This is a genomic window from Kitasatospora arboriphila, assembly GCF_039528095.1.
Taxonomy (GTDB): Bacteria; Actinomycetota; Actinomycetes; order Streptomycetales; family Streptomycetaceae; genus Kitasatospora; species Kitasatospora arboriphila.
The window spans coordinates 1-21327 of the sequence record NZ_BAAALD010000116.1 but is presented as its reverse complement, the minus strand read 5'-3'; the positions used below and the strand labels follow the sequence as shown (position 1 = coordinate 21327).

Here is a 21327-nt window from a genome sequence, read left to right as displayed (position 1 = left end):
GGCGACCGGCACGGCCACGAGCCGGGGTTCCAGCCAGGCCAGCGCACCCAGGTGGGCCGGCGCCCCGGCGGGGGAGGGGGGCCCGCCCGGTCCCCGGCCCGGGAGCCCCAGCAGGGTGGCCACCAGGCGCCCCGTGTCCCGCCGGGCGCCCCCGCAGCGGGCGGCGACCGCCCGGCGCCGCCCGGTGGCGTCCACCAGCCACCGGCAGCGGACGGTGCGGGCGCCTCCGCGGCCGAGCAGGGCGACCGTCCAGTCGCCGTCCGGCCGCCGGTGCACCGCCCGGACGGCCGTCCGCCCCGCCGTCCGGGCGCCGGCCGCGCGGGCCTCGGCCAGCAGGGCCCGGTCGGAGCGGGCCCGGTCGAGGTGCCAGCCGGGGCCGTTCGGGTCGTCGATGAAGTCCGTGCGGACGAGGGCGGCGGACCCCCAGGCGGACAGGTGGGCGTAGCAGGGCGGATGACCGGCGGCGAGCGGCCCGGGGCCGGCGCCGAGGTCGTGCAGCAGCACCCGGGCGACCGAGGGCAGCGACTCGCCGGTCCGCGGCGGTGCACTCCCGGCGTCGGCGAGCAGCACCGTCCGGCCCGCGCGGGCCAGGGTGAGGGCGGCCGCGGCGGCGGCCGGGCCGCCCGCTGCCACCAGGACGTCGTACCGGTCGGCGGCCGGGCCGGAGCGGCCCGCCATCAGACGGAGTCGCGGAACGGTGCGACCTTGTCGATGAACCCGGCCGTCACCTCGTCGGGGGAGTAGCCGCTGACGGCGATGGCCTGGTTGATCGCCACGGACGCGGCGGCCGGGTCCGCGGCCTGCGGGACGTGCAGGGTGACCAGGTTCTGGGTGTGCGTCACGCCGGTCAGGTCGATCGAGGGGGCCGACTCGACCTGGATGCGGTCCGGGAAGCCGGGGACGCCGTCGCGCACCTCGACGATGCCGAGCCGGTACCAGTCGTCGATCATCTGGTTGAGCTGCTCGGCGTTCTGCCCCTTGAGGCCGCGCAGCCACACCGCCCGCCGTTCGAAGGCCTCCGTCCGCTCGTCGAGCGGCCGGCCCTCGTCCGCCACCACCCGGTAGTCCTCCTCGGTCAGGACGTGGTTGGGCACCCGGGCGGGCCAGAAGGTCGGCAGGTAGGGGTCGTGGCGCGGGCTCAGCGCCAGCTCGTACCCGGAGCGGCAGCTCGCGGTGTCGGTCTGCCACGGCACCGCCATCCACCGGGTCAGGTCGCCCGGCCCCTGGGCGTACAGCGGCCCGTTGACCGAGAGCGCCGTCTCCGGGGTGAGCACCGTGCCGTACGACGGCTCCGGCCGGTCGGCGGAGCGGTGCCGGATCCGGAACGGCGCCACGTACATCGAGGGGTGGCGGATCGGCCAGGTGACCTCGCAGCCGGGGTGGAACGCGTCCGCGAGGCAGAAGTCCAGGGCGGCGCGGTCCAGTGCGGCGGGCTGCCCGGCGACGGGCAGGTCCGCGAGCCGGTGCACCGGCCGGACGTCGGGCGAGCCCCAGTCGTCCTCGAACTCGCCGTCCGCCCAGTACTGGAACATCCGGTACTGGGTCGGCGAGAGGGCCATGTGCTGCAGCGGGGTGCGCGGCGGGACGGCCATCCCGTCGCCGTACAGCCACGGCCACGGCACCGGCGAGCCGCCGTCGCGTCCGAAGTCCCGCAGGGCGTTGAACACCTGACGGCGCAGCGCCCGGCGGCCGGGGGAGGTGCTGCTCAGGCGCTGCATGGCCTCCGGCGTGACGAACGGGGCGAGGCCCCGGTGCCCGTAGAACCCGGCGAAGCCGTGGTTCACCCACTGGTGGTCGCAGAACCGCCCGAGGACCGGCGCGATGTGCCGGGTGAAGGACACCTTCTCCGGAAAGGGCAGTGCGCCGGTGCCGACGAACACGTCGAACAGCAGGTCGTAGAGGGTGCGGATGCCCTTGAGCGCGGGGGCGTAGTTCGGCGGCCCGACGAGCACCCAGGCCGGGTCGACCGGCACGCTGCGGCCGCCGACGGTGACCTCCGCGGTGACCGGGCCGTCGGCGACGTCGTCGTGCCAGCCGTCGTTGTTGGCGTAGGTGTGCACCGGCACGCCGTTGTACGAGGCCGACGCGCCGAAGCCGCCGAACACCAGCAGCCGGCCGTCCTCGTCGGTGCGCAGCTCGCCGAGGTAGACCTCCTTGCCCATGAAGGTGCCGCCGCGGAAGTGGAAGTCCGGCCCGGAGACGCTGCGGCCGGAGATCCCGATCGCCCCGGGGTCGATGACGAGGTCCCGGCGGAGGTCCCCGGTGATGTCCTTGTTGCGCAGCTCGGCCGGCTTGGCGAGGGCGGCGTCCGGGATGTCCAGGGCCAGCTGGAACTGGTACCAGGCGGCCTTCTTGTTGGCCAGGTGCGCCGTCCACCGGATGTCGGCGTTGTCGGGCGTGAGCTCGGCGACGACCTCGCCGCGGGCGTCGTAGCCGTAGACGCGGAACCGCGCGGCCTCGCGCTTGATCGCCCCGGTGGCGTCCTTGTAGAAGCCGGGTGCCTCCGGCAGGGGGTCGGGCACCTCGGGTGCGAGGTAGAACTCCTCCGGCGAGTTGCCCACCCGGGCGATCCCGATGGCGGGGTGGATCGCCGCCCGCACGACCTCGTCGAGCATGGGGATGCTTCCTCCAATGGAAGGTGGTCGGGCCGCGAGCGCAGCCGTTCGTGGGCGAAAGACTATGGCGGGCGGAGCGGTGCAGATCGTTCCGCCACGAACGACCACCTGAAGGAGTGAAACCCGGGCGCGGTACGGCGCGCCGTCCCCACCGACGGCCCGTCAGCGGGGCGCGCGGGCCCCGCCCGTCAGTCCGGCTCGGCCGAACCGGAGAGACGGAGCTTGCGCTGCGCCCGCTGGTAGAACGTGGTGCGGCCGAGCCGGACCACCCGGGCCGCGGCCGGCAGCATGGTCACCTCGACCACGTCACCCGGGCGGACATGGCCGACCAGCCGGCCGTCCGCCTCCACGGCGAGGTCCCCGCTGTGCGCCAGCACCTCCAACGACAGCCGCTCGCCCGCGGAGAGGAAGACCGAACGGTTGAACACCGCGTGCGGCGCCACCGGCGTGATCAGCAGCCCCTCGGCGTTGGGCGACACGATCGGGCCCCCGGCGGAGAAGCTGTACGCGGTCGACCCGGTGGGCGTGGCGACCACCACCGCGTCCGCCGTGTACTGCACGAACGGCTGCTCCTGGACGCGCACGGCGACCTCCGCCGAGCGCTGCCCCGGACTGCGCACCAGCACCACGTCGTTGAGCGCCGTCTCGTACCCCGCCTCGAACCCGGCCCGGACGCCGGACCGCTGCTCCACCGTGAACCGGTGCTCGTCGATCGCGTCCAGCGCCGACGGCAGCTCCGGGATGTCGACCTCGGCCAGGAACCCCAGCCGCCCGACGTTCACCCCGAGCACGGGCGCGTGCCCGCCGACCGCGAGGCGCAGCGCCCGCAGCATGGTGCCGTCCCCGCCCAGGCTGATCAGCAGGTCCGCGGACGCCGTCATCTCCTCGGCCCCGACCGGGATCGCCCGGCAGCCGATCCGGTGCACCTCCTCGGCCATCCCCAGCACCTTCGCACCCCGCCCGTGCCCCCAGTCGAGAACGGCGTCCACGGTGGACGAGCACTGGCGCTCCGGGTGGAGCACCAGCCCCACCGTGCCGATGTATCCCATCCCGTCCACCTCGCTCTGTCGGTCGGGCGGCCCGGCGGCCGCTCAGGAAGGCTGCTCGGCCGTGCCCGCGCCCGGTGCGGTCAGCGGCAGGCGCACCTGGAACCGGGTGTCGCCCGGCACGGACTCCACCCGCAGGTCGCCGTGGTGCTTGTTGACGACGATGCGCCAGGAGATGTCGAGGCCGAGGCCCGTCCCCTCGCCCACCGGCTTGGTGGTGAAGAACGGGTCGAAGATGCGGTCGCGGATCTCCTCCGGCACGCCCGGGCCGGTGTCGCCGAACTCCACGAGCAGCCGGTCGCCGTCGCGCGCGGTGCGCACCGTCAGCGTGCCCTCGCCGCCGTCGCCGTCCATCGCGGCGACGGCGTTGTCGATCAGGTTCGTCCACACCTGGTTGAGCTCGCCCGGGTAGGCGGGGATCGCCGGCAGCGTCCGGTCGTACTCCTTGACCACCCGGATCCGCGGGCCGATCTTCCCGGAGACCATCAGCAGCGTGCTGTCGATCAGCTCGTGCACGTCGGCCGTGCCGTACGGCGCCCGGTCGAGCTGCGAGTACTGCTTCGCCGCGGTGACGAGCGCCGAGACGCGGTTGGTGGACTCCTCGATCTCGTTCATCAACAGCTCGGTCTCGACGGTGTAGTTGAGCCACCGCACCGCCCCCTCCAACAGGCCCTCGTCCACCCGCGCCGCGACCTGGTCGAGCCAGTCGGTGTCCAGGCCGGCCTGGACGAAGGTCGGGGCCAACTGCCAGCCGCCCGCGATGCCGTGCCCGTCCAGCCAGTCGGCGAGCGCGTCCTCGCGGTCCGAGGCCTCCAGCGGGCTGAGCGCGACCGCCTTGGCGACCCGCTCCGCCGTCCGCTCCTGGACCTCGACCAGCGACTCCAGGCTCTCCCGCCGGAACGGGCCCGCCGCGATCGCGCCCAGCTTGTGGCGCATCCCGGCGACCCGCTCGCGCAGCGCCGAGGTGGCCCGGACGGCCGCCGCCGCGGGATTGTTCAACTCGTGGGTGAGCCCGGCGGACAGCGCCCCCAGGGCGAGCAGCCGCTCCCGCTGCCCGACCGCGGCCTGCGCGCTCTTGTACCCGAAGAACAGCCCCTCCAGCAGGTGCACGGCCATCGGGAACCACTCCCGCATCACCTGCGCGAAGGTCTCCGCCGGCAGCACGAAGAACCGCGAACGCTCCGGCACCTGCAGCGAGCTGTTGTACACCTGCGGCACCCGGTCGCCCAGGTAGGACTGGAACGCCCCCGCGTACACCCCGCGGTCGGAGGTCCGGGTGACCTCCACGTCGGAGTCGCCGACCTTGCGCGAGAGCACCACCGTGCCCTCCAGCAGCACGTAGAAGCAGCTCGCCGGATCACCCTCGGCGTACACCGGCCCCGCGTCGAACTCCACCACCGAGCCCTCCCGGCAGAGCCGGTCCAGCTGCTCCGGGTCGAGCTCCTCGAACAGGAAGAGGGTGGAGAGCTCCACCGGATCGCAGGGCATCGGACGGCCGGTCATGACTGCTCCAGGTAGCGGTGGGCGAGCATCACGGCCATCGCGCCCTCGCCGACGGCGGAGGCGACGCGCTTGGCCGACTCGGCGCGGGCGTCCCCGGCGACGAACACGCCGGGGACGTTCGTCTCCAGATGGTAGGGCGGGCGGTCCAGCTCCCAGCCGGCCGGCAGCCGGCCCTCCGGTGCCAGGTCCGGGCCGGTCAGGATGAACCCGCGGGAGTCCCGGAGCACCGTGCCCTCCAGCCAGTCCGTCCGCGGCGCCGCCCCGATGAACACGAACATCCACTGCGCGTCGACGAGTTCGCTCCCGCCGGACTCGGTGTCGCGCAGCGTCAGCCGCTCCAGCTGGTGCTCGCCGTGCGCCGCCTCCACCACGGTGTTGGCGCGGACGGAGATCTCCGGGGCCTCCTCGACCTGCTGGACGAGGTAGTGCGACATGGTCGCCGCCAGCGAGGGCCTGCGCACCACCAGGGTCACCGACTTGGCGCTGCGGGCCAGGAACAGGGCGGCCTGGCCGGCCGAGTTGGCGCCGCCGACGATGTACACGTCCTGGCCCTGGCAGGCGGCCGCCTCGGTCAGCGCCGAGCCGTAGAACACCCCGCACCCGGTCAGCTCCGCCGCCCCCGGCGCGTCCAGCTGCCGGTAGGACACGCCCGTCGCCAGGATCACCGCGTGCCCGGCGATCGCCGAGCCGTCGGCGAACCGGACGACCCGCGCGGCGCCGCCGACCTCCAGCCCGGTGACCTCCCGCGCGGTGAGGATCTCGGCACCGAACTTCGCCGCCTGGCGCCGCGCCCGGTCGGTGAGCTGCGCCCCGGACACGCCGTCCGGGAAGCCGAGGTAGTTCTCGATGCGCGAGCTCTGGCCGGCCTGGCCGCCGGTCGCGGAGCGCTCCACCAGGACGGTCCGCAGCCCCTCGGAGGCGCCGTAGACGGCCGCGCCGAGGCCGGCCGGCCCGCCGCCGATGATGACGAGGTCGTAGAAGTCGGCGGCCGGGGTGGTGGCCAGGCCGACCCGGGCGGCGAGGTCCCGGTCGGCGGGTGCGACCAGCGCCGTGCCGTCCGGGGTGACCACCAGCGGCAGCCGCCGGCCGTCCTCGCCCGCGGCGGCGAGCAGCCGCCGCCCCTCGGGGTCGTCGGAGGAGTACCAGCGGTAGGGCACCTCGTTGCGGGCCAGGAACTCCCGCACCGCGGAGGAGCGCGCCGACCAGCGGTGGCCGACGACCTTGGTGACGGCGACCCGGCGGTGGTCGGCGGCCCGCCACACCTCCAGCAGGTCGTCCAGCACCGGGTAGAGCTTCTCCTCCGGCGGCTCCCACGGCTTGAGGAGGTAGTGGTCGAGGTCGATCACGTTGATGGCGTCGATCGCCGCGCCGGTGTCCGCGTACGCGGTGAGCAGCACCCGCCGCGCATCGGGGTAGATGTCGATCGCCTGTTCGAGGAACTCGATGCCGCTCATCGCCGGCATCCGGTAGTCGGCAATGATCACCGCCACCGGGTCGCCGCGCAGCTTCAGCTCCCGCAGCGCCTCCAGCGCCGACTCCCCGGACTCCGCGCGCACCACCCGGTACGACTCGCCGTACCGCCGGCGCAGGTCCCGGGCGACGGCGCGGGACACCGCCGGATCGTCGTCCACGGTGATGAGAACGGTCCGCGGCGGACCGGCGGCCTGAGCCATGGGGACCCCGTCCCGAGCTGATCGGCTTCCGCCCTGGACGTCACCCGTCCGGCCACGCCCGAGCGCCGGTCATCCATCCTAGGGACGATCCGGGCACTTCACCATGAATGGTGCGGCCGGCCGCTCGGCCGACCCGCCGCTCAGCCGGTGAACCGCCCGTCCCGGGCGACCACCCGGCCCGCCCGGACGACCACGTCCCGCCGGGGCAGGTCGACCACCACCTGCGGCAGGCACTCGCCCTCGACCAGCAGGAAGTCGGCCGGCGAGCCGGGCGCCAGGTCCGCGGCGGGCAGCCCCAGCAGCGCGGCGCCGCCGGCGGAGGCCAGCGCGAAGCACTCGGCCAGCTCGCCGTCCGTCCGTGCGTCGGTCGTCCAGCCGAGCAGGTGCGCGCGGTGCAGCATGTCCGCATTGCCGAACGGGCTCCACGAGTCCCGGACGCCGTCCGAGCCCAGGCCCACCCGCACCCCGTGCTCCGCCAGCACCCGGAACGGCAGCACCTGGTGCGCCGAGGGCGCCACGGTCGTCAGCCCGACACCGGCGTCCGCCAGCAGCTCCGCCAGACCGGCCAGCGTGGCCCCGGGCAGCTCCGGCACGCAGAACGCGTGGCTCACCACCACCCGGCCCTGCATGCCCGCCGCCCTCGTCCGGGCGGCGATGTCCCGCAGCGGGGCCAGACCGCGCTCCCCGGCGTCGTGCAGGTGGACGTCGACGAGCAGGCCGTGCCGCTCGGCGAGGCCGAAGACCTGGTCCAGCTGGTCCGGGCCCTCGCCCGCCGCACCCACCCCGTCGAATCCCGCCGGGTCGATCCCGCCCACCGCGTCGATCAGCCCGCTCGCCGCCGCCTCGGCCAGCAGCGCGCCCGCGCCGGGCGTCCGCCGCACCCCGTGCTGCGGGAAGGCCACCACCTGGACGTCCAGCGCCCCGCGCAGCCGCTCCCGCGCCGCCGCGAGGCCCTCGACGCCGGCCAGCCCGTAGGCCGGGGCCACGTCGACGTGCGCCCGGACCGCCCGGGTGCCCAGCGCCACCGCGTGCGCCAGCAGCCGCCGGGCCCGCTCGGCGACCGGCGTCCGCTGCTGCGCGTACAGGTCGACGTCGCCCCGCACGTACTCGGGCAGCCCGGAGGCCGGACGGCGGCTGTACCAGGGCTCGCCCCAGGCCGTCTTGTCCGGGTGGACGTGGGCGTCCACCAGCGTCGGCAGGGCGATCCGGCCGCTCCCGTCGACGACCTCCACCCGGGCGCCCTCGGGCACCCGATCGGCCAGCAGCCCGTCCACGGCGACCAGGTCGACCGGCTCGCCGACGCCGAACGGGCGGACACCGCGGAACACGGTGGCGGTGGAAGCGGTCACGGGTCCTCCTCCGTCGTGCCGGGCACTGCTCCCATCATCGGCCGCGGGCCTCCGGCCGGTGCCGTGTCACCGTGCCGTGTCACCGTGCGGCGTCACCGTGCGGTGCGGTGCCCGGCGAGGCGCCGTTCGAGACCGGCCCGGACCTCCGGCCACTCCTGCGCCGTCACCGAGAAGATCGCCGAGTCGCGGAGGCTGCCCTGCTCGCCGGGCGCCCACGAGGCCGACCAGTTCCGCAGGACCCCCTCGAACCGGGCGCCGACGCGTTCGATCGCGGCCCGCGAGCGGCCGTTGCGCGCATCGGTCTTCAGGTCGACCCGCGCCACGCCCCACTGCTCGAAGGCGTGCCGGAACAGCAGGTACTTGGCCTCGGTGTTCAGCCCGGTGCCCTGCGCGGACGCGGCCAGCCAGGTGAAGCCGACCTCGATCGCACAGAGTCCCTCGCCGTCCGGCCAGGGCCGCGGGTCCCAGAACGCGGTCGCCCCGACCACCCGCCCCGAGGCGCGGTCCACCTGGGCGAACGGGGCGAGCAGGCCGGCGGCCGCCCGGGCGAGCTGCTTGTCCACGTACGCCGTGGCCTCCGCCGCGGCCGGCACCCAGGTGAAGCCGTACGAGCCGCGGTCCTCCTCCGCCGCAGCGGCCAGGCCCGCCGCGTGGCGGTGCTCCAGCGGCTCCAGCCGCACCAGCGAACCCTCCAGCACCGGCGCCTGCAGTACGGATCCCACGGGCATCCCCCTTCTCGGACGGTCGAGTCGACCGGTATCCGACCACAGATCCGGCCGGGCCTCCCGCGATTTTCCGCCGACCCGCAGCCGCCGGCCGCGGACCGGACGGGTCGTCAGGCGGGGTCCGTGCCGGGGGCGGTGCCGGTGGTGCGCACCTCCTGCAGCAGGCCCCAGGTGAAGTCGGCGGTGCAGGAGTGCAGTCGGCCGGCGGCGTCCGGGGCCGTGAAGTCGAGCTGCCACCGGGTCGGCGCACTGCCCTCGCGGGGCGCGGCGGGCGGGAAGGCCGCGCCGACGTCCGCCACGACGCAGCTCCACGGGAGGAGGTCCTCCAGGGTGCGCAGCCGCGGCGGGGCCGAGCCGGGCGCGCGGACCAGCCACTCGTTCCACGGCGGGGACGCACCGCCGCCGGGCCCGAGCAGGATCTCGAACCGAAGGTCCGGCCAGAGCGGCAGCGCCCACTGCTGCACCGTGCAGTCCAGGTCGCCGATCCGGCGGGGCAGCACGGCCTCCGGCGGGCCGAGCACGGCGGCGTACCGGCGGGCGCCGTGCGGGAAGCGGGGCGAGCGGAGCATCGCCTGCCAGCGCTTGTTCGCCTCCCGCATGCCGGCGCGGGTGGCCCCGAGCCGGTGCAGGGCCGCTTCCACCGGTTCGGGGTGGAAGTCGGCCATCCGGCGCAGCAGGACGAGCTGGAACTCGGTGGTGGCGAAGCCGTGCACCGCCGTCACCCCCGGCCGGCCGGGTCGTCGGACGGTTTCCGTACGAGCTTCACCCGAACAACATACGTGCCTCTCGCCGGAAATCGCCGCGGGCAGCTTAAAAACATATTGGTACTCAGTTGCCCGGCGGCACCGGCCGACCGGTGCATCAGTGCTGGGACCCTCACCGAAAGGAAACATCCTCATGGGATATGGGCACTCTCTTCCGAAGACCGGCTTCAGCGGCCTCGCGTACGTGGGCGTGGCGCTGGTGCTGGGCGCGTCCGGCCTGATGATGAAGTTCTTCGGCCGTCGGACGGCGGGTCGCTGACGGAGCGTCGACCGCTCCGAGGAGAACGCACCGAGGTGCCCGAGCCCGCCCCGCGAGGGGGCGGTGCCGGGCACCTCGATCCTTGTGCGGCGCAGCTGTGAGCAGCCGGCGGAGGCGGTCGTGCGCGGGCGGTGCCGGGTGTGCTCCGTCCGAGCGGGCGGCGGCCGGCCCCGCGCAGTGCGGGGCCGGCCGGAGCAGCGGCGGTCAGGTGGTCGTGGCGGGGGCGGGCTCGCCGGACTCGATCCCGGCCCGGACGGCCGGCGCGGGGACGGCGGGCGTGTCGGCGCGGCCCTTCTCGTAGTTCACCAGGCCCTTGGAGAGCCGCAACGGCACCAGGACCAGTTCGACGACCAGCGCCTTCCACTGGTAGCAGAAGTCCACCAGCTTGGTGAGGAAGACGTACGGCAGGTTCCGCAGGACGCGCCTCAGGGGGATCTTCCGCTTCCGGGCGGCGTAGACCAGCGGCAGGCCGATCATCAGGGTGCTGGTCGACAGCCACCACAGGAACCACCAGAGGAAGGCGTCCCCGATCGAGAAGCCGACGCCGGGCACCACCAGCGGCAGGACCAGCCACAGCGGGACGGCGATGGTCTCCCACAGCTTGAGGGCCACCCAGAACGCCAGCATCGGCTTCTTGAAGATCATCCGAGGCAGGTGGATGCGGACGTTCTGGAAGTACCCCGCCGCCCAGCGCCAGGTCTGCTTGCGCAGGTAGGTGAGGTCCTCGGGGTCGGCCGCCCAGGCGACCGCCGCGCTGACGTAGACGGCCTTCTTCCCGGCCATCTGCACGGACCAGGTGTAGTCCATGTCCTCGACGATCGTCCGCTCCGGGAACCCGCCGAAGTCGACCAGCGGCTGGAGCCGGAAGACCGAGCAGCAGCCGGAGCAGACCACCGGCGAGTTGGCCATGTTCTCGATCGGACGGTTCCAGTGGAAGCCGTAGAGGTACTCCACGGACCGGCCGCGCTCGGCCCAGGTCCGCTCGAACCGGCTCTGCACGCAACCGGACGCGATCAGCACATCCTCGTCGTCGAAGGCCGGCTTGATGTGTTCGATGTAGTCGTCCGCCAGGACGGTGTCGGCGTCGACGGCGAGCACCAGGTCGGTCGTGCAGAACGGCAGCGCGTAGTTCTGCGCCTTGGCCTTGCTGCCGAGGTTCCGGGGCGGGCGCAGCACCGTCACGCCGTACCCGGCGGCGACCTCGCCGGTGCGGTCCGTCGACCCGTCGTCGATGACGACGATCTGCTCGGCGGGAACGGTCTGTCGCAGCAGCGCCTCGAGTGTCGCCGGGAGGCCCTGTTCCTCGTTGTGCGCGGGAACGATGACCGTGAGCGTCAGCGGGCGGGTGGCAGTACTCATGGCAAATGGCCTCGCGGGGGGAGGGGAGGGCGGGGGGATTCGGTGTCGGGACCGCGGGCTCGGACGAACCCGTACGACATTCAGAGTTGTAATAGCTACGGGCGCGGTGTCCGGCGGAAGGCGCGCATGCCGTTCGAGTGAAGAGCTCCGCGGGGCGGCCCCTGGCGGGCCGTCCGGCGGACCGTGTCACCCGAATGCCCCGTGCCGTCCGCGCCGACCGGCCGTCCCCGGTCGGCAGACTGTCGGGGAACGGACAACTCCGGGACGGACGGCCCACGCGGCGGACGGAACCCGGGCACGGACAAGCGGCGCCGTCGGACGCCGGTCTGACGGGTCTTCGGACGTCGGGCCGACGGGGCGACCGGCAGGCGCCCGGCGGAGGAGGACCCGATGGACCGGGCTCCGGCAGAGGACGCGCGGCGATCCCCGCGCCGCAGGTGGACGAACGCCTTCGGCAACCTGATGCTGACGATCGCCCTGGCGGCCGCGCTGTTCGCCGCGTACTCGCTCTGGTGGACGGACGTCCTCGCCGACCGGCAGGCCGACCGGGCCGGCGACCGGCTGCGGCAGAGTTGGGCGGCACCCGGCCCCTCCGGCGCACCGAGCACCGTGACCACCGGGCAGGAGGTCGGCTTCCTGCACGTCCCCGCGATGCAGCAGGACCCGGTCGTCATCAAGGTCGGCACCGCCCCGGCCGTCCTCGACCAGGGCGTCGCCGGCGTCTACCAGGAGCCCCGCGCCGCGATGCCCTGGGACCGGTCCGGCAACTTCGCGCTCGCCGCCCACCGGGACGGCCACGGCGCGAAGTTCCACGACCTCGACGCGGTGGACGTCGGTGCGCCGATCGTCGTCGAGACCCGCGACAGCTGGTACGTCTACCGGGTGGACGGCATCCTGCCCGAGACCTCGCCGGAGAACGTCGGCATCGTCGCGGCCGTCCCCGCGGGCTCCCCGTACCACGCGCCCGGCCGCTACATCACCCTGACGACCTGCACCCCCGTCTACACCTCGCTGTACCGGATGGCGGTCTGGGGCAGCCTGGTGCGGGTCGACCCGATGGACGCCGAGCGGACCCCGCCCGCCGAACTGCACCGCGACGCACCGCAGTCCCCGGCCGCCTCCCCGGCTGCTTCTCCGGCCGACTCTCCGGTGCCGTCCCCGGAGCCGTCGCTGTCACCGTCCTCCCCGGTCGCCCCGTCGTCTCCGTCCTCCCCGTCCTCCCCGTCCTCCTCGACCTCCTCGGCCCCGGCCAAGGCTTGACGGACCGTCAGTCCGGGCCCGCCGAAACCGGCCGATAGTCTGATCCTCGTACAGCGGCGGCCCGGGTGGCGGCCGGGACGGGGGAGCGGCAGTGGACGACGAGGACGAGATCCTGGCCGAGGCCGTCGGCGCCCTCGGCGGCAGGCTCTCCCGGCTCGTCGCCCTGCGGCTGCCGAAGAACGTCCACGAGATCACCCTGACGCTCCCGCTGCCGTCCGCCCGCGCCCGGGCCCGGGTGTCCGCCGTCCTCGGCCGGCAGGGCCGGCGGGTCCCACCGGGCCGCTCCGCCCCCGCCGGGCGGCGCAGCGCGATCCGGGTGCTGACCGGAGGCGGCGCCTGGAACATGAACCCCGTCCTGGTGACCGCGGTGCTCACCGCCGGGGAGGGCGAGGACACCACCGTCGTGCTGCTGCGCGCCGCCGCCAAGGAGGGGCTGATCAAGCAGCGGGCCGGAGAGAGGACGGCGAAGCGCCTGGCCGAGCTGCTCACCGACTGACCCGCGGGCCCTGTCGGGCCGCCATGGCGGGAACGGTGCAGGAACGCTGCGAGTAGCCCGTGAACCGGCCGGGCCGGGAGGGTCGCAGCGTGACAGCCGTCCGTGAGCACCCCCTCCCCGCAGACCCCGTCGACCGCGTTCCGGCACAGCCCGTTACCGGCGCCCGGGACCTGTCAGGCCTGCTGCCGCGCATCGCCCGCGGCGACGAACGCGCGTTCGGCGTGCTCTACGAGGCAGTGGCCGGCCCCGTGCTGGGACTCGCCCACCGGGTGCTGCGGGACCGGGCGCAGGCCGAGGAAGTGGCCCAGGAGGTGCTGCTGGAGGTCTGGCGCACCGCCGCCCGCTACCGGCCGGACCGCGGCGGGGTGCTGACCTGGGTGCTCACCATCACCCACCGCCGCGCCGTCGACCGCGTCCGCTCCGCGCAGGCCTCCGCCGACCGCGACCGGCGGGCCGCCGCCGCCTCGCCCGCCCCGGTGTTCGACGAGGTCGCCGAGGCCGTGGAACGCCGCATCGACCGGGACCGGGTCCGGCGCTGCCTCGGCGCACTCACCGAACTCCAACGGCAGTCGCTCGCCCTCGCGTACTACGGCGGCTACTCGCAGTCGCAGATCGCCGCGATGCTCGGCGCCCCGCTCGGCACGGTCAAGACCCGGATGCGGGACGGGCTGACCCGGATGCGGGACAGCCTCGCCGTCCATGACTGACCCACAGCTGGACGGGCCGGCGGCCCCTTCCGGTGCGCAACCGCTGCGAGCGCCCCTCCGCGTGCGGGTTGGCCATGCTGGACGGGCAGCGACCCCGCAGCCACCGGAGTCGCCGACCCGACCAGCAGCCCGCCCGCCCGACCGGCCGCCCGACCGGCCGCCCGTCCGTCCGTCCGTGAGGAGGAGACCGTGGGAGCCCCCGCACCCGCCACCGGCCCACCGGGCACGACCGCCACGGCCCCCGCCGCTGCGCCGGTGCTCGCCGAGGCCAGCCTCACCACCGGGGGAGTGGCCCGCAGGCTCGGCGTCTCACCGACCACCGTGCGCTCCTGGGAGCGGCGCTACGGCATCGGGCCCGCCCGGCGCGAGGAGGGACACCACCGGCGCTGGACCCCGCAGGACATCGCCGTCCTCGAAGCCATGTGCCGGCTGACCGCCCGCGGTGTCCCGCCCGGCGAGGCCGCCCGGCTGGCCCTCGGTGCCGCGGCGCCCGTCCCGTCCGGAGCCGGGGCCGCCCCCGGCGATGGCGCCCACGAAGGCCCCGCCGAAGGGTCCCCCGACCGGATCGACACGGCGAACGCCCCGGCGGCCGGGCCGGTGAGCCCGGAGTGCCGCGGCCTCACCCGGGCCGCCGTCCGCCTGGACACCGCGGAGGTCGCCCGGCTCCTCCGTCAGGTCGTCGACGACATGGGGGCGGTGGCCGCCTGGACGGAGGTCATGATGCCCGCACTGCGGGCGGCCGGTCGCCGGTGGGCCGGCGAGGGCGAGCGGTACGTCGAGGTCGAGCACCTGCTCTCCTGGCACGTCTCCACGGCGCTCCGCCGGGTCGCCGACCGGCCGGTGCCGCCCCGTCCCGGCCCGCCCGCCCTGCTCGCCGGCATGCCCGCCGAACTGCACACCCTCCCGCTGGAGGCGGTCGCCGCCGGTCTGGCCGAACGCGGCCTGCCCTACCGGATGTTCGGCGCCGCCGTACCCGCCGAAGCACTGCTGGAGGCGGTCCGCAGGACGGGCCCGGCCGCCGTGATGATCTGGTCCCAGGCCAAGCACACCGCCGACCGGGTCCTCGCCCGCCGGGCCGCCGAGACCGCCTGGGGCGGCCGCGGCTCGCGCGCCCGCCCGGTCGTCCTCATTGCGGGCCCGGGCTGGGCGGGCCACCAGCCCGGCGCGGGCATCCTCCGCCCCCGCGACCTGCCCGGCGCCCTCGACCGCATCGAACAGCTGCTCACCTGAGCCCCGTCAGCCGGCCGGAGACCTCCGACCGGTCGGCGGGGCGGCCGCCGGGCCGGTCGGCGGGACCTTCGGCCCTCCGGGCGACCGCCCGGTGTGCGGCACGGTGGAGGCACCGGTGAAGCAGTCCTGACGATCCGTCCACGGACCGGACCCCTCGTCCGGACCCGACAGGACCGCCGAACCGGCGGCGTCCGCACCAGGGGTAGGCGGACGCGGCCCGGACTGCCGTGGGGGCCGGCCGGGCCGACGCACGGAACCCGGGGACGGCGTGGGGGCCGTCCCCGGGCCTGCCGCATCGACGCAGGCGTCAGGGGCTCGTGGGGGCACCTCCCGGCCGAAGGCCGGGGGGAGAACTGCGCAGTCCGGGACCGGTGCTCCTGGCGAATCCGGCTCACCCACGGTCCGCGCAGTGTCTGCATCCGGGTCGCGCACTTCTCCGAGCCCCATGAGGCATCCGTACACCCTTGAAGACACGCCCTGCCGCACGACCGGGCGGTTGGCGGCCGAGTACTCGTCCGCGACGGTGTAGAGGCAGGCGCAGACCGGGCATTCCGCACGGCCGAAGAGGTGGGCGATGCCGTCGGCGAGCACCTGCTGTCCGTCGCGGACGGCGAGCCGGTGCATCCACCGACCCGTGCCGGTGAGTGCCGTCAGTCGTGCGGGACGACGGCGACCGGGGCCTGGGCGTGGTGCAGGACGGCGTGGGCGACCGGGCCGAGGTGCAGGCCGACCCGGTGTCGGCGGCGCCGGCGGCCGACGACCACCAGGGCGGCGTCCGCGGCGGTGTCGACGACGGCCTGCGCGCCGCCGGCGATCCGGCAGTCCTGAAGGACGGTCACCTCGGGGTACTTCTCCCGCCAGCCGACGAGGGCCTCGTCGAGCAGCTCGGCCTCGACGGCACGGAACTGGTCGGCCTCGACCTGCGGGGCGACACCGCCCGCGTAGCCCCACACCGGCGGCGGGGTCCAGCCGTGCACCGCACGCAGCACCAGCCCGCGCCGGGCGGCCTCGCGGAAGGCGAATTCGAGCACCTCGGGGGAGGGCGAGCGGGTGTCGACCCCGACCACCACGGCGGTTCCCTCCGGGTGCGGGCCGTCCTGCGCCCCGGCGGACCGGACCAGCACCGTCGGCGCCTCGGACCGGCCGGCGAGGGCGAGCCCCACCGATCCCACCACCAGCCCGGCGAAGCCGCCGAGCCCGCGGGAGCCGACCACCAGCAGCTCGGCCCCGGCGGCGGCCTCGACCAGCACGTCGACCGGGTCCCCGCCACCGACCAGCTCGGCCCCGACCTCCAGCGCCGGGTGCGCGGCGCGGACCTCCTCGCGGGCGTCGGCCAGCATCCGCAGCGTCAGCCCGCGGACGTCCGCGGGCTGTCCGGCGTCGGCGTGGACGTCGTCCAGCCAGGTCTGCGCGTGCACCAGACGCAGCGGCAGCCCGCGGCGGACGGCCTCGTCGGCCGCCCAGCGGGCCGCCGCGCTGCTCTCGGGCGAGCCGTCGATCCCGGCAAGTACGTACTGGGGCATGGAAATTCCTCTCCGAGGTGAGCTGCGCGGCAGTGGCGCAGGTCCATCCTCGGCGCCCCGGACGGTGCGTCACCAGGTCCGGCCGGCTCCGGCGGGCAGGGACCAAGGTCCCTGCCGCGGTCAGGCGCCCAGCGCGGCCTGCACCGAGTCGGCGAGCGGGGTGGTGGGCCGGCCGATCAGCGCGGAGAGGACCCCGCGGTCGCGGTCGAGCTCGCCGCGGCGGACGGCCGCGTCGACGTCGACCAGGATCGCCGCGAAACCGGCCGGCAGCCCGGCACCGACGAGGGCGTCCAGGTGCTCCTGCGGGGCGACGTCCCGGTACGCGACGGGGCGTCCGGAGCGGGCGGAGAGTTCGGCCGCGTACTCGGCGAGGTTCCAGGAGGTGTCGCCGCTGAGCTCGTAGGCGCGGTTCTCGTGGCCCTCGCCGGTGAGCACGGCGACGGCCGCGGCCGCGTAGTCGGCCCGGGCCGCGGTGGCGAGCCGGCCGTCGCCGCTGCTGCCGAGCACCACCCCGCGCTCGACCGCGCCGGCCGCGCCGGCGGTGAAGTTCTCCGTGTACCAGCCGTTCCGCAGGAAGGTGTAGGGCAGGCCGGAGGCGAGGATCGCGGCCTCGGTCGCCCGGTGCTCCGCGGCGAGGTCGAAGGTGGCCTCGTCGCCGCCGAGCACGCCGGTGTAGACGAGCCGGGCGACACCGGCGGCCTTGGCGGCCTCGACGACGGCGGTGTGCTGCGGCACCCGGGAGCCGACCTCGCTGCCGGAGACCAGCAGCACCGTCTCGCCGGCGCGGAAGGCACCGACGAGGGTCTCCGGGCGGCCGTAGTCGGCCTCGCGGACCTCGACGCCGCGGGCGGCCCAGTCCGCGGCCTTCTCGGGCGAACGGACGGCCACCGCGACCTGCTGTGCGGGCACCCGCTCCAGCAGGCCCTCGACGACCAGGCGGCCGAGCTGTCCGGTGGCTCCGGTGACGACGATCATGACGCGCTCCTCAGATGGTTTCGACTTCAACCACGGTAGGCGTCGCACTAACCGATCGAAAGTACCCACTTTGAAGTACGGTACTGATATGAAGGTAAGTACCCCGCTCGACAGCGGTTCCGCGCCTGCCACCGTCATCGGAGACGTCACCGACCGGATGTGCCCCTCCCGCGGGATCCTGGAGCACGTCACCAGCCGCTGGGGCGTCCTGGTGCTGATCGCCCTGCGCGAGCGCGGCTACCGCTTCAGCGAGCTGCGCCGCGCGGTCGCCGGAGTGAGCGAGAAGATGCTGGCGCAGACCCTCCAGACCCTGGAGCGGGACGGCTTCGTGCACCGCGAGGCCCACCCGGTCATCCCGCCCCGGGTCGACTACAGCCTCACCCCGCTCGGCGAGCAGGCCGCCGGCCTGGTCGGACGGCTGGGCCGCTGGGTCGAGCGCGCCCTCCCGGCGGTGGAAGCGGCCCGCCGGGCCTACGACAGCCGCTGACAGCCGCTGACCGCCGCCCACCGCCGGAGCCGCCCCGGGACCTGCGGTCCGTGGGGCGGTCCGTGACGCGGTCAGCGCCGGAAGACGCTCGTCAGCGCCGTCCACCAGCTGCGCCGCTGGCGCGGCACCACCGCGGCGACCGACTCCGGAGCAGGGGCTGCGGCCGGTGCGGCCGGTGCGGCGGGTGAGGCCGGTGCCGGGACGGTCGGTGTCGCCGGTACGACCGGCGGGGCGGCGGCCGTCGGCGCGGACTCGGCCGTGCGCGGGGAGAAGCTCACCGGCAGCTCGACCAGGTGCCGGGAGATCCAGGCCGAGGTCCAGGTCAACTCGGCTTCGGGGACGGCGAGTCGGAGGTCCGGCAGGCGGGTCAGCAGGATGTCGATGCCGGTCTCCGCGATGGCCCGGCCGATGTCCTGGCCCGGGCACTCGTGCGGTCCGCTGCCGAAGGCCAGGTGGGAGCGGTTGCCGAAGAGCGGCGTCGACAGGTCCGGGCGGACGGCCGGGTCGGCGTTGCCGGCCGCGAGGCCGAGCAGGAGCATGTCGCCGGCCTTGATCTGCTGCCCGCCGAGCTCGGTGTCGCCGGTGGCCCAGCGGCCCGCGACCAGCAGCATCGGCGGGGAGTCCCAGAGCACCTGGTCCAGGGCGTCGGGCAGCGTCATCTGGCCGCCGGACAGGTGGGCGCGGAACCGCCGGTCGGTGAGGACCATCTTCAGCCCGTCCGCGATCAGGTTGACGGTGGTCTCGTTCGCCGCGAGCAGCACCACCCGCAGGTGCTCCAGCACCTCGTCGTCGGTGAGCCCGGCCTCGTGCTGCATCAGCCAGCTCACCAGGTCGGCACCGGGCGCCTCCCGCTTGCGCTCCATCATCCGGCGCAGCGTCGCCACCACGTAGTCGTTGCTCGCGATCGCCGTCTCGGTGCCCTTCATGAGGTCGCGGGCGGCCTCGACCAGCCGCGGTCCGTACTCCTCGGGCATGCCGACCAGCTGCGTCATCACCAGCATCGGCAGGTGTTCGGCGAACTGGGAGACCAGTTCGGCCCGGCCGGACGCGCCGAACTCCTCGATCAGCTGGTCGGCGAAGCGGGTGACGTAGCGGCGGATCCCGCGCCGGTCGAAGCGGTTCAGGCCGTCCGTCACCGCGCCGCGCAGCCGACGGTGCTCCTCACCGTCGGCGAACACGCAGAGCGGCTGCCAGGCGATCACCGGCATCAGCGGGGACTCCGGGGTGACCAGGCCGTCGCGGAAGGCCGTCCAGCGGCGGGAGTCCCGGGAGAACCGGGACGGGGTGCGCATCGCGGCGAGGTTCGCCGAGTGCCCGAGGACCAGCCAGGCGGGGATGTCGCCGTGCAGCAGCACGGGGGCCACCTCGCCGTGCTCGGCGCGCAGCTTCTCGTACAGGCCGGCCGGGTCGGCCTCGGCCTCGGGGCCGTAGAGGCGGCGCAGACCGTCGGGGCCGAGCCCGTGGGCGGGGCACCCGGGCGGCGGGGTGGCGGAGGTGTTCTCGGGGAACGGCGAGGTCACGATGGCTCCGGGGTCGTCGCGGGTGGCGGTTCGTCGGGGACGGGCGGTGCAGTGCAGTGCGGTGCGGTCCGGGGACGGGCGGTGCGGTGCGGTCCGGGGACGGGCGGTGCGGGGCCGGGCGGCGGAGTGTCAGCCGGGCAGCCGGGTCACCGGGCCGCCCGGGCGGAGAGGCCGTACAGGTAGTGCATCAGCGTGAGCAGGACGTCCTTGCTGGACTCGCGGGTCCGGGCGTCGCAGGCGACGATCGGCACCTCGGAGTCCAGGTCGAGCGCGGCCCGCAGGTCCTCGGTGGGGTAACCGGGGGACTCCGGGAAGGAGTTGACGGCCACGACGAACGGCACGCCGCGGTCCTCCAGCCGCCCGATCACGTCGAAGCTCACCTCCAGGCGCCGGGTGTCGACCAGCACGACCGCGCCGAGCGCGCCTTCGAACAGCCCGTTCCAGAGGAACCAGAAGCGCTCCTGGCCGGGCGTGCCGAAGACGTACAGCACCAGTTCGTCGGTGATGCTGATCCGGCCGAAGTCCATCGCCACCGTGGTGGAGGTCTTGCGCTCGATCCCGGCCAGGTCGTCGACGCCCGCGCCGGCCTGGGTCATCGTCTCCTCGGTGGTCAGCGGCCGGATCTCGCTCACCGATCCGACGAGGGTGGTCTTGCCGACGCCGAAGCCGCCGACGATCACCACCTTGACCGCCATGGTGGCCGAGTCGGGCAGCAGGTCCGCGCTCGCCGGCCCGGCGAGCGTGTCAGAGCCTCTGTAGTCCATGGATCACCGCCTCCAGCAGGGCGCGGTCGGGGAGGATCGCCTGCGGGACGGGGGAGCGCGCCTCGATCCGTCCGTCGGCGAGGAGGTCTGCCAGCAGCACGGTGACCGCGCTGGTCGGCAGCCCGAGGTAGGCGGAGATCTCGGCCACGGAGAGCGGCGAACCGCAGATCCGCAGGATCGCCGCAAGTTCCGGCTGCATGGTGGGCGCCGGTTCCGCGCGGGAGACGATCAGGGTGACCAGGTCGAACGTGGCCTGCTCGGCCAGGCCGCTGCGGCCTCGCGTGATCACATAGAGACGTTCGGGGATGCCCTCGTCCCAGTCCTGGTCGCCTGCACTCATGCGACCTGCTCGCCGTTGCGGGGCGGTGTACTGAGATGCTCGCCGATCCTGGCGACGAGATCGCGCATCCGCTGGCCCATCAGGCCCGCGTCCACGCCCTCGTCGGCGAGCACCGCCAGGTAGGCCCGGGCGCCGGCGGACATCAGGTAGAAGAAGCCGCCGCTCACCTCGATCACCACCAGCCGCATCCGGCCGTCGCCGTGCGGGAACTCGTGGCCCACTGCGGTGGCCAGGCTCTGCAGGCCGGCGCAGGCGGCGGCCAGGCGGTCGGCGGTGTCCGGGTCGGTGCCGTACTGCGCCATCCGCAGGCCGTCCGCCGACAGCACGATGATGTGGCGGGTGTGCGGGACGCCGTTCGCCAGCTCCTTGAGCATCCAGTCCATGTTGCTGCGCTGCTGAATCACTGCTCGCCCTTCCCTGCCGACTCTTCACTGGTGGGGCCGGCCGTACCGGTGGACGGCGTGTGGCCGTTCACCCCCTCGTGGAACGCGGCCAGCCACATGCCGGGCTGCACCGGTGCCTGGGCCGGCTCGGGGACCCGGGAGACCTCCGGGCCCGGCCGGGAGGGCCTGGCGTGGCGGCGGCGCTGCGGCAACCCGTTCGGGGCACGCTCGGCCACCACCGGAATCTCGTTGTCCGTACGGCCCGACTCCGCGAGGATCCCCGCGTTCGACCCGAACGACTGGCCGGTGGAGAACGCGCCCGCCGTCGTCCGGCCGTACGGCCGGGGCT

21 protein-coding genes and 1 pseudogene are annotated in these 21327 nt (G+C 74.8%); 6 read left to right on the top strand and 16 right to left on the bottom strand.

Going from position 1 to position 21327, the window contains the following annotated elements; genetic code table 11:
* From ABD353_RS35045 to ABD353_RS35010, 8 genes are all read right to left on the bottom strand, one after another.
* Positions 1-678: FAD-dependent monooxygenase (locus ABD353_RS35045; RefSeq protein WP_344627752.1), on the bottom strand; the 678-nt coding region annotated here is incomplete at its 3' end.
* Complete coding sequence (locus tag ABD353_RS35040; RefSeq protein ID WP_344627751.1) at positions 678-2615, bottom strand: LodA/GoxA family CTQ-dependent oxidase; 1938 nt, start codon at positions 2613-2615, stop codon at positions 678-680. The genes ABD353_RS35040 and ABD353_RS35045, both read right to left, overlap by 1 nt.
* A gap of 188 nt (positions 2616-2803) precedes the next feature.
* Positions 2804-3664: an NAD(+)/NADH kinase gene (locus ABD353_RS35035; RefSeq protein ID WP_344627750.1), complete on the bottom strand. Its 861-nt coding sequence runs from the start codon at positions 3662-3664 to the stop codon at positions 2804-2806.
* Positions 3665-3706: 42 nt separating this feature from the next.
* Positions 3707-5164: an ATP-binding protein gene (locus ABD353_RS35030; RefSeq protein ID WP_344627749.1), complete on the bottom strand. Its 1458-nt coding sequence runs from the start codon at positions 5162-5164 to the stop codon at positions 3707-3709.
* Positions 5161-6837: an NAD(P)/FAD-dependent oxidoreductase gene (locus tag ABD353_RS35025; RefSeq protein ID WP_344627748.1), complete on the bottom strand. Its 1677-nt coding sequence runs from the start codon at positions 6835-6837 to the stop codon at positions 5161-5163. The genes ABD353_RS35030 and ABD353_RS35025 overlap by 4 nt, the downstream gene beginning before the upstream one ends.
* Before the next feature lie 140 nt (positions 6838-6977).
* Positions 6978-8186 (bottom strand): amidohydrolase, encoded by a 1209-nt coding sequence (locus ABD353_RS35020; RefSeq protein WP_344627747.1) that lies wholly within the window; start codon positions 8184-8186, stop codon positions 6978-6980.
* A gap of 92 nt (positions 8187-8278) precedes the next feature.
* Positions 8279-8908: a GNAT family N-acetyltransferase gene (locus tag ABD353_RS35015; RefSeq protein ID WP_344627746.1), complete on the bottom strand. Its 630-nt coding sequence runs from the start codon at positions 8906-8908 to the stop codon at positions 8279-8281.
* A 113-nt stretch (positions 8909-9021) separates the two neighbouring features.
* Entirely contained in the window at positions 9022-9624 is a 603-nt protein-coding gene (locus ABD353_RS35010; RefSeq protein ID WP_425555316.1) for a hypothetical protein, read from the bottom strand.
* A gap of 184 nt (positions 9625-9808) precedes the next feature.
* On the opposite strand from ABD353_RS35010, the gene ABD353_RS35005 reads away from it, so the two are divergent.
* Positions 9809-9934: an LPXTG cell wall anchor domain-containing protein gene (locus ABD353_RS35005; protein WP_344627745.1), complete on the top strand. Its 126-nt coding sequence runs from the start codon at positions 9809-9811 to the stop codon at positions 9932-9934.
* Positions 9935-10138: 204 nt separating this feature from the next.
* Here ABD353_RS35005 and ABD353_RS35000 read toward each other — a convergent pair whose 3' ends face one another.
* Positions 10139-11293 carry a glycosyltransferase family 2 protein gene (locus tag ABD353_RS35000; RefSeq protein WP_344627744.1) on the bottom strand — a complete coding sequence of 385 codons (1155 nt, stop codon included), beginning with the start codon at positions 11291-11293 and terminating at the stop codon, positions 10139-10141.
* A gap of 390 nt (positions 11294-11683) precedes the next feature.
* Here ABD353_RS35000 and ABD353_RS34995 point away from each other — a divergent pair, with 390 nt between their 5' ends.
* The 4 genes from ABD353_RS34995 (at position 11684) to ABD353_RS34980 (ending at position 14986) form a co-directional block, all read left to right on the top strand.
* On the top strand, positions 11684-12553 hold the full coding sequence (locus ABD353_RS34995; RefSeq protein ID WP_344627743.1) for a class E sortase: 870 nt from the start codon (positions 11684-11686) through the stop codon (positions 12551-12553).
* Positions 12554-12644: 91 nt separating this feature from the next.
* Positions 12645-13049, top strand: coding sequence for a hypothetical protein (locus ABD353_RS34990; RefSeq protein WP_344627742.1), 405 nt, complete (start codon positions 12645-12647; stop codon positions 13047-13049).
* Between the two features lie 89 nt (positions 13050-13138).
* Positions 13139-13756 (top strand): ECF RNA polymerase sigma factor SigK, encoded by a 618-nt coding sequence (gene sigK / locus ABD353_RS34985; RefSeq protein ID WP_344627741.1) that lies wholly within the window; start codon positions 13139-13141, stop codon positions 13754-13756.
* Positions 13757-13945: 189 nt separating this feature from the next.
* Positions 13946-14986 (top strand): MerR family transcriptional regulator, encoded by a 1041-nt coding sequence (locus ABD353_RS34980; protein WP_425555315.1) that lies wholly within the window; start codon positions 13946-13948, stop codon positions 14984-14986.
* Positions 14987-15636: 650 nt separating this feature from the next.
* On the opposite strand, the gene ABD353_RS34975 is transcribed toward ABD353_RS34980, so the two are convergent.
* Positions 15637-16509: a universal stress protein gene (locus ABD353_RS34975; protein WP_344627740.1), complete on the bottom strand. Its 873-nt coding sequence runs from the start codon at positions 16507-16509 to the stop codon at positions 15637-15639.
* Positions 16510-16629: 120 nt separating this feature from the next.
* On the bottom strand, positions 16630-17484 hold the full coding sequence (locus ABD353_RS34970) for an SDR family oxidoreductase (RefSeq protein ID WP_344627739.1): 855 nt from the start codon (positions 17482-17484) through the stop codon (positions 16630-16632).
* Between the two features lie 88 nt (positions 17485-17572).
* Here ABD353_RS34970 and ABD353_RS34965 point away from each other — a divergent pair, with 88 nt between their 5' ends.
* Positions 17573-17971: a winged helix-turn-helix transcriptional regulator gene (locus ABD353_RS34965; protein WP_425555314.1), complete on the top strand. Its 399-nt coding sequence runs from the start codon at positions 17573-17575 to the stop codon at positions 17969-17971.
* A 71-nt stretch (positions 17972-18042) separates the two neighbouring features.
* Here ABD353_RS34965 and ABD353_RS34960 read toward each other — a convergent pair whose 3' ends face one another.
* The 5 genes and pseudogenes from ABD353_RS34960 to ABD353_RS34940 all read right to left on the bottom strand — a co-directional run.
* Positions 18043-19491 carry a cytochrome P450 gene (locus ABD353_RS34960; RefSeq protein ID WP_344627738.1) on the bottom strand — a complete coding sequence of 483 codons (1449 nt, stop codon included), beginning with the start codon at positions 19489-19491 and terminating at the stop codon, positions 18043-18045.
* Between the two features lie 146 nt (positions 19492-19637).
* A complete protein-coding gene (locus ABD353_RS34955; protein WP_344627737.1) occupies positions 19638-20255 on the bottom strand; it encodes a GTP-binding protein in 618 nt (205 codons plus the stop codon).
* Positions 20236-20595 carry a DUF742 domain-containing protein gene (locus ABD353_RS34950; protein ID WP_344627736.1) on the bottom strand — a complete coding sequence of 120 codons (360 nt, stop codon included), beginning with the start codon at positions 20593-20595 and terminating at the stop codon, positions 20236-20238. Before ABD353_RS34950 ends, ABD353_RS34955 begins: the two co-directional genes overlap by 20 nt.
* The gene (locus ABD353_RS34945; protein ID WP_344627735.1) at positions 20592-20999 is read right to left on the bottom strand and encodes a roadblock/LC7 domain-containing protein; all 408 of its coding nucleotides are present in this window, start codon (positions 20997-20999) and stop codon (positions 20592-20594) included. The genes ABD353_RS34950 and ABD353_RS34945 overlap by 4 nt, the downstream gene beginning before the upstream one ends.
* Positions 20996-21327 (bottom strand): annotated as a pseudogene (locus tag ABD353_RS34940) (ATP-binding protein); the annotation flags it as partial. The gene ABD353_RS34945 and the pseudogene ABD353_RS34940, both read right to left, overlap by 4 nt.

Coding starts and splice junctions, on each gene's coding strand:
- ABD353_RS35000 (WP_344627744.1), bottom strand. CDS start 11,293: ATGAGTACTGCCACCCGCCCGCTGACGCTCACGGTCATCGTTCCCGCG.
- ABD353_RS34955 (WP_344627737.1), bottom strand. CDS start 20,255: ATGGACTACAGAGGCTCTGACACGCTCGCCGGGCCGGCGAGCGCGGAC.
- ABD353_RS34965 (WP_425555314.1), top strand. CDS start 17,573: ATGAAGGTAAGTACCCCGCTCGACAGCGGTTCCGCGCCTGCCACCGTC.
- ABD353_RS34975 (WP_344627740.1), bottom strand. CDS start 16,509: ATGCCCCAGTACGTACTTGCCGGGATCGACGGCTCGCCCGAGAGCAGC.
- ABD353_RS34995 (WP_344627743.1), top strand. CDS start 11,684: ATGGACCGGGCTCCGGCAGAGGACGCGCGGCGATCCCCGCGCCGCAGG.
- ABD353_RS35030 (WP_344627749.1), bottom strand. CDS start 5,164: ATGACCGGCCGTCCGATGCCCTGCGATCCGGTGGAGCTCTCCACCCTC.
- ABD353_RS35005 (WP_344627745.1), top strand. CDS start 9,809: ATGGGATATGGGCACTCTCTTCCGAAGACCGGCTTCAGCGGCCTCGCG.
- ABD353_RS34950 (WP_344627736.1), bottom strand. CDS start 20,595: ATGAGTGCAGGCGACCAGGACTGGGACGAGGGCATCCCCGAACGTCTC.
- ABD353_RS35035 (WP_344627750.1), bottom strand. CDS start 3,664: ATGGGATACATCGGCACGGTGGGGCTGGTGCTCCACCCGGAGCGCCAG.
- ABD353_RS35040 (WP_344627751.1), bottom strand. CDS start 2,615: ATGCTCGACGAGGTCGTGCGGGCGGCGATCCACCCCGCCATCGGGATC.
- ABD353_RS35025 (WP_344627748.1), bottom strand. CDS start 6,837: ATGGCTCAGGCCGCCGGTCCGCCGCGGACCGTTCTCATCACCGTGGAC.
- ABD353_RS34970 (WP_344627739.1), bottom strand. CDS start 17,484: ATGATCGTCGTCACCGGAGCCACCGGACAGCTCGGCCGCCTGGTCGTC.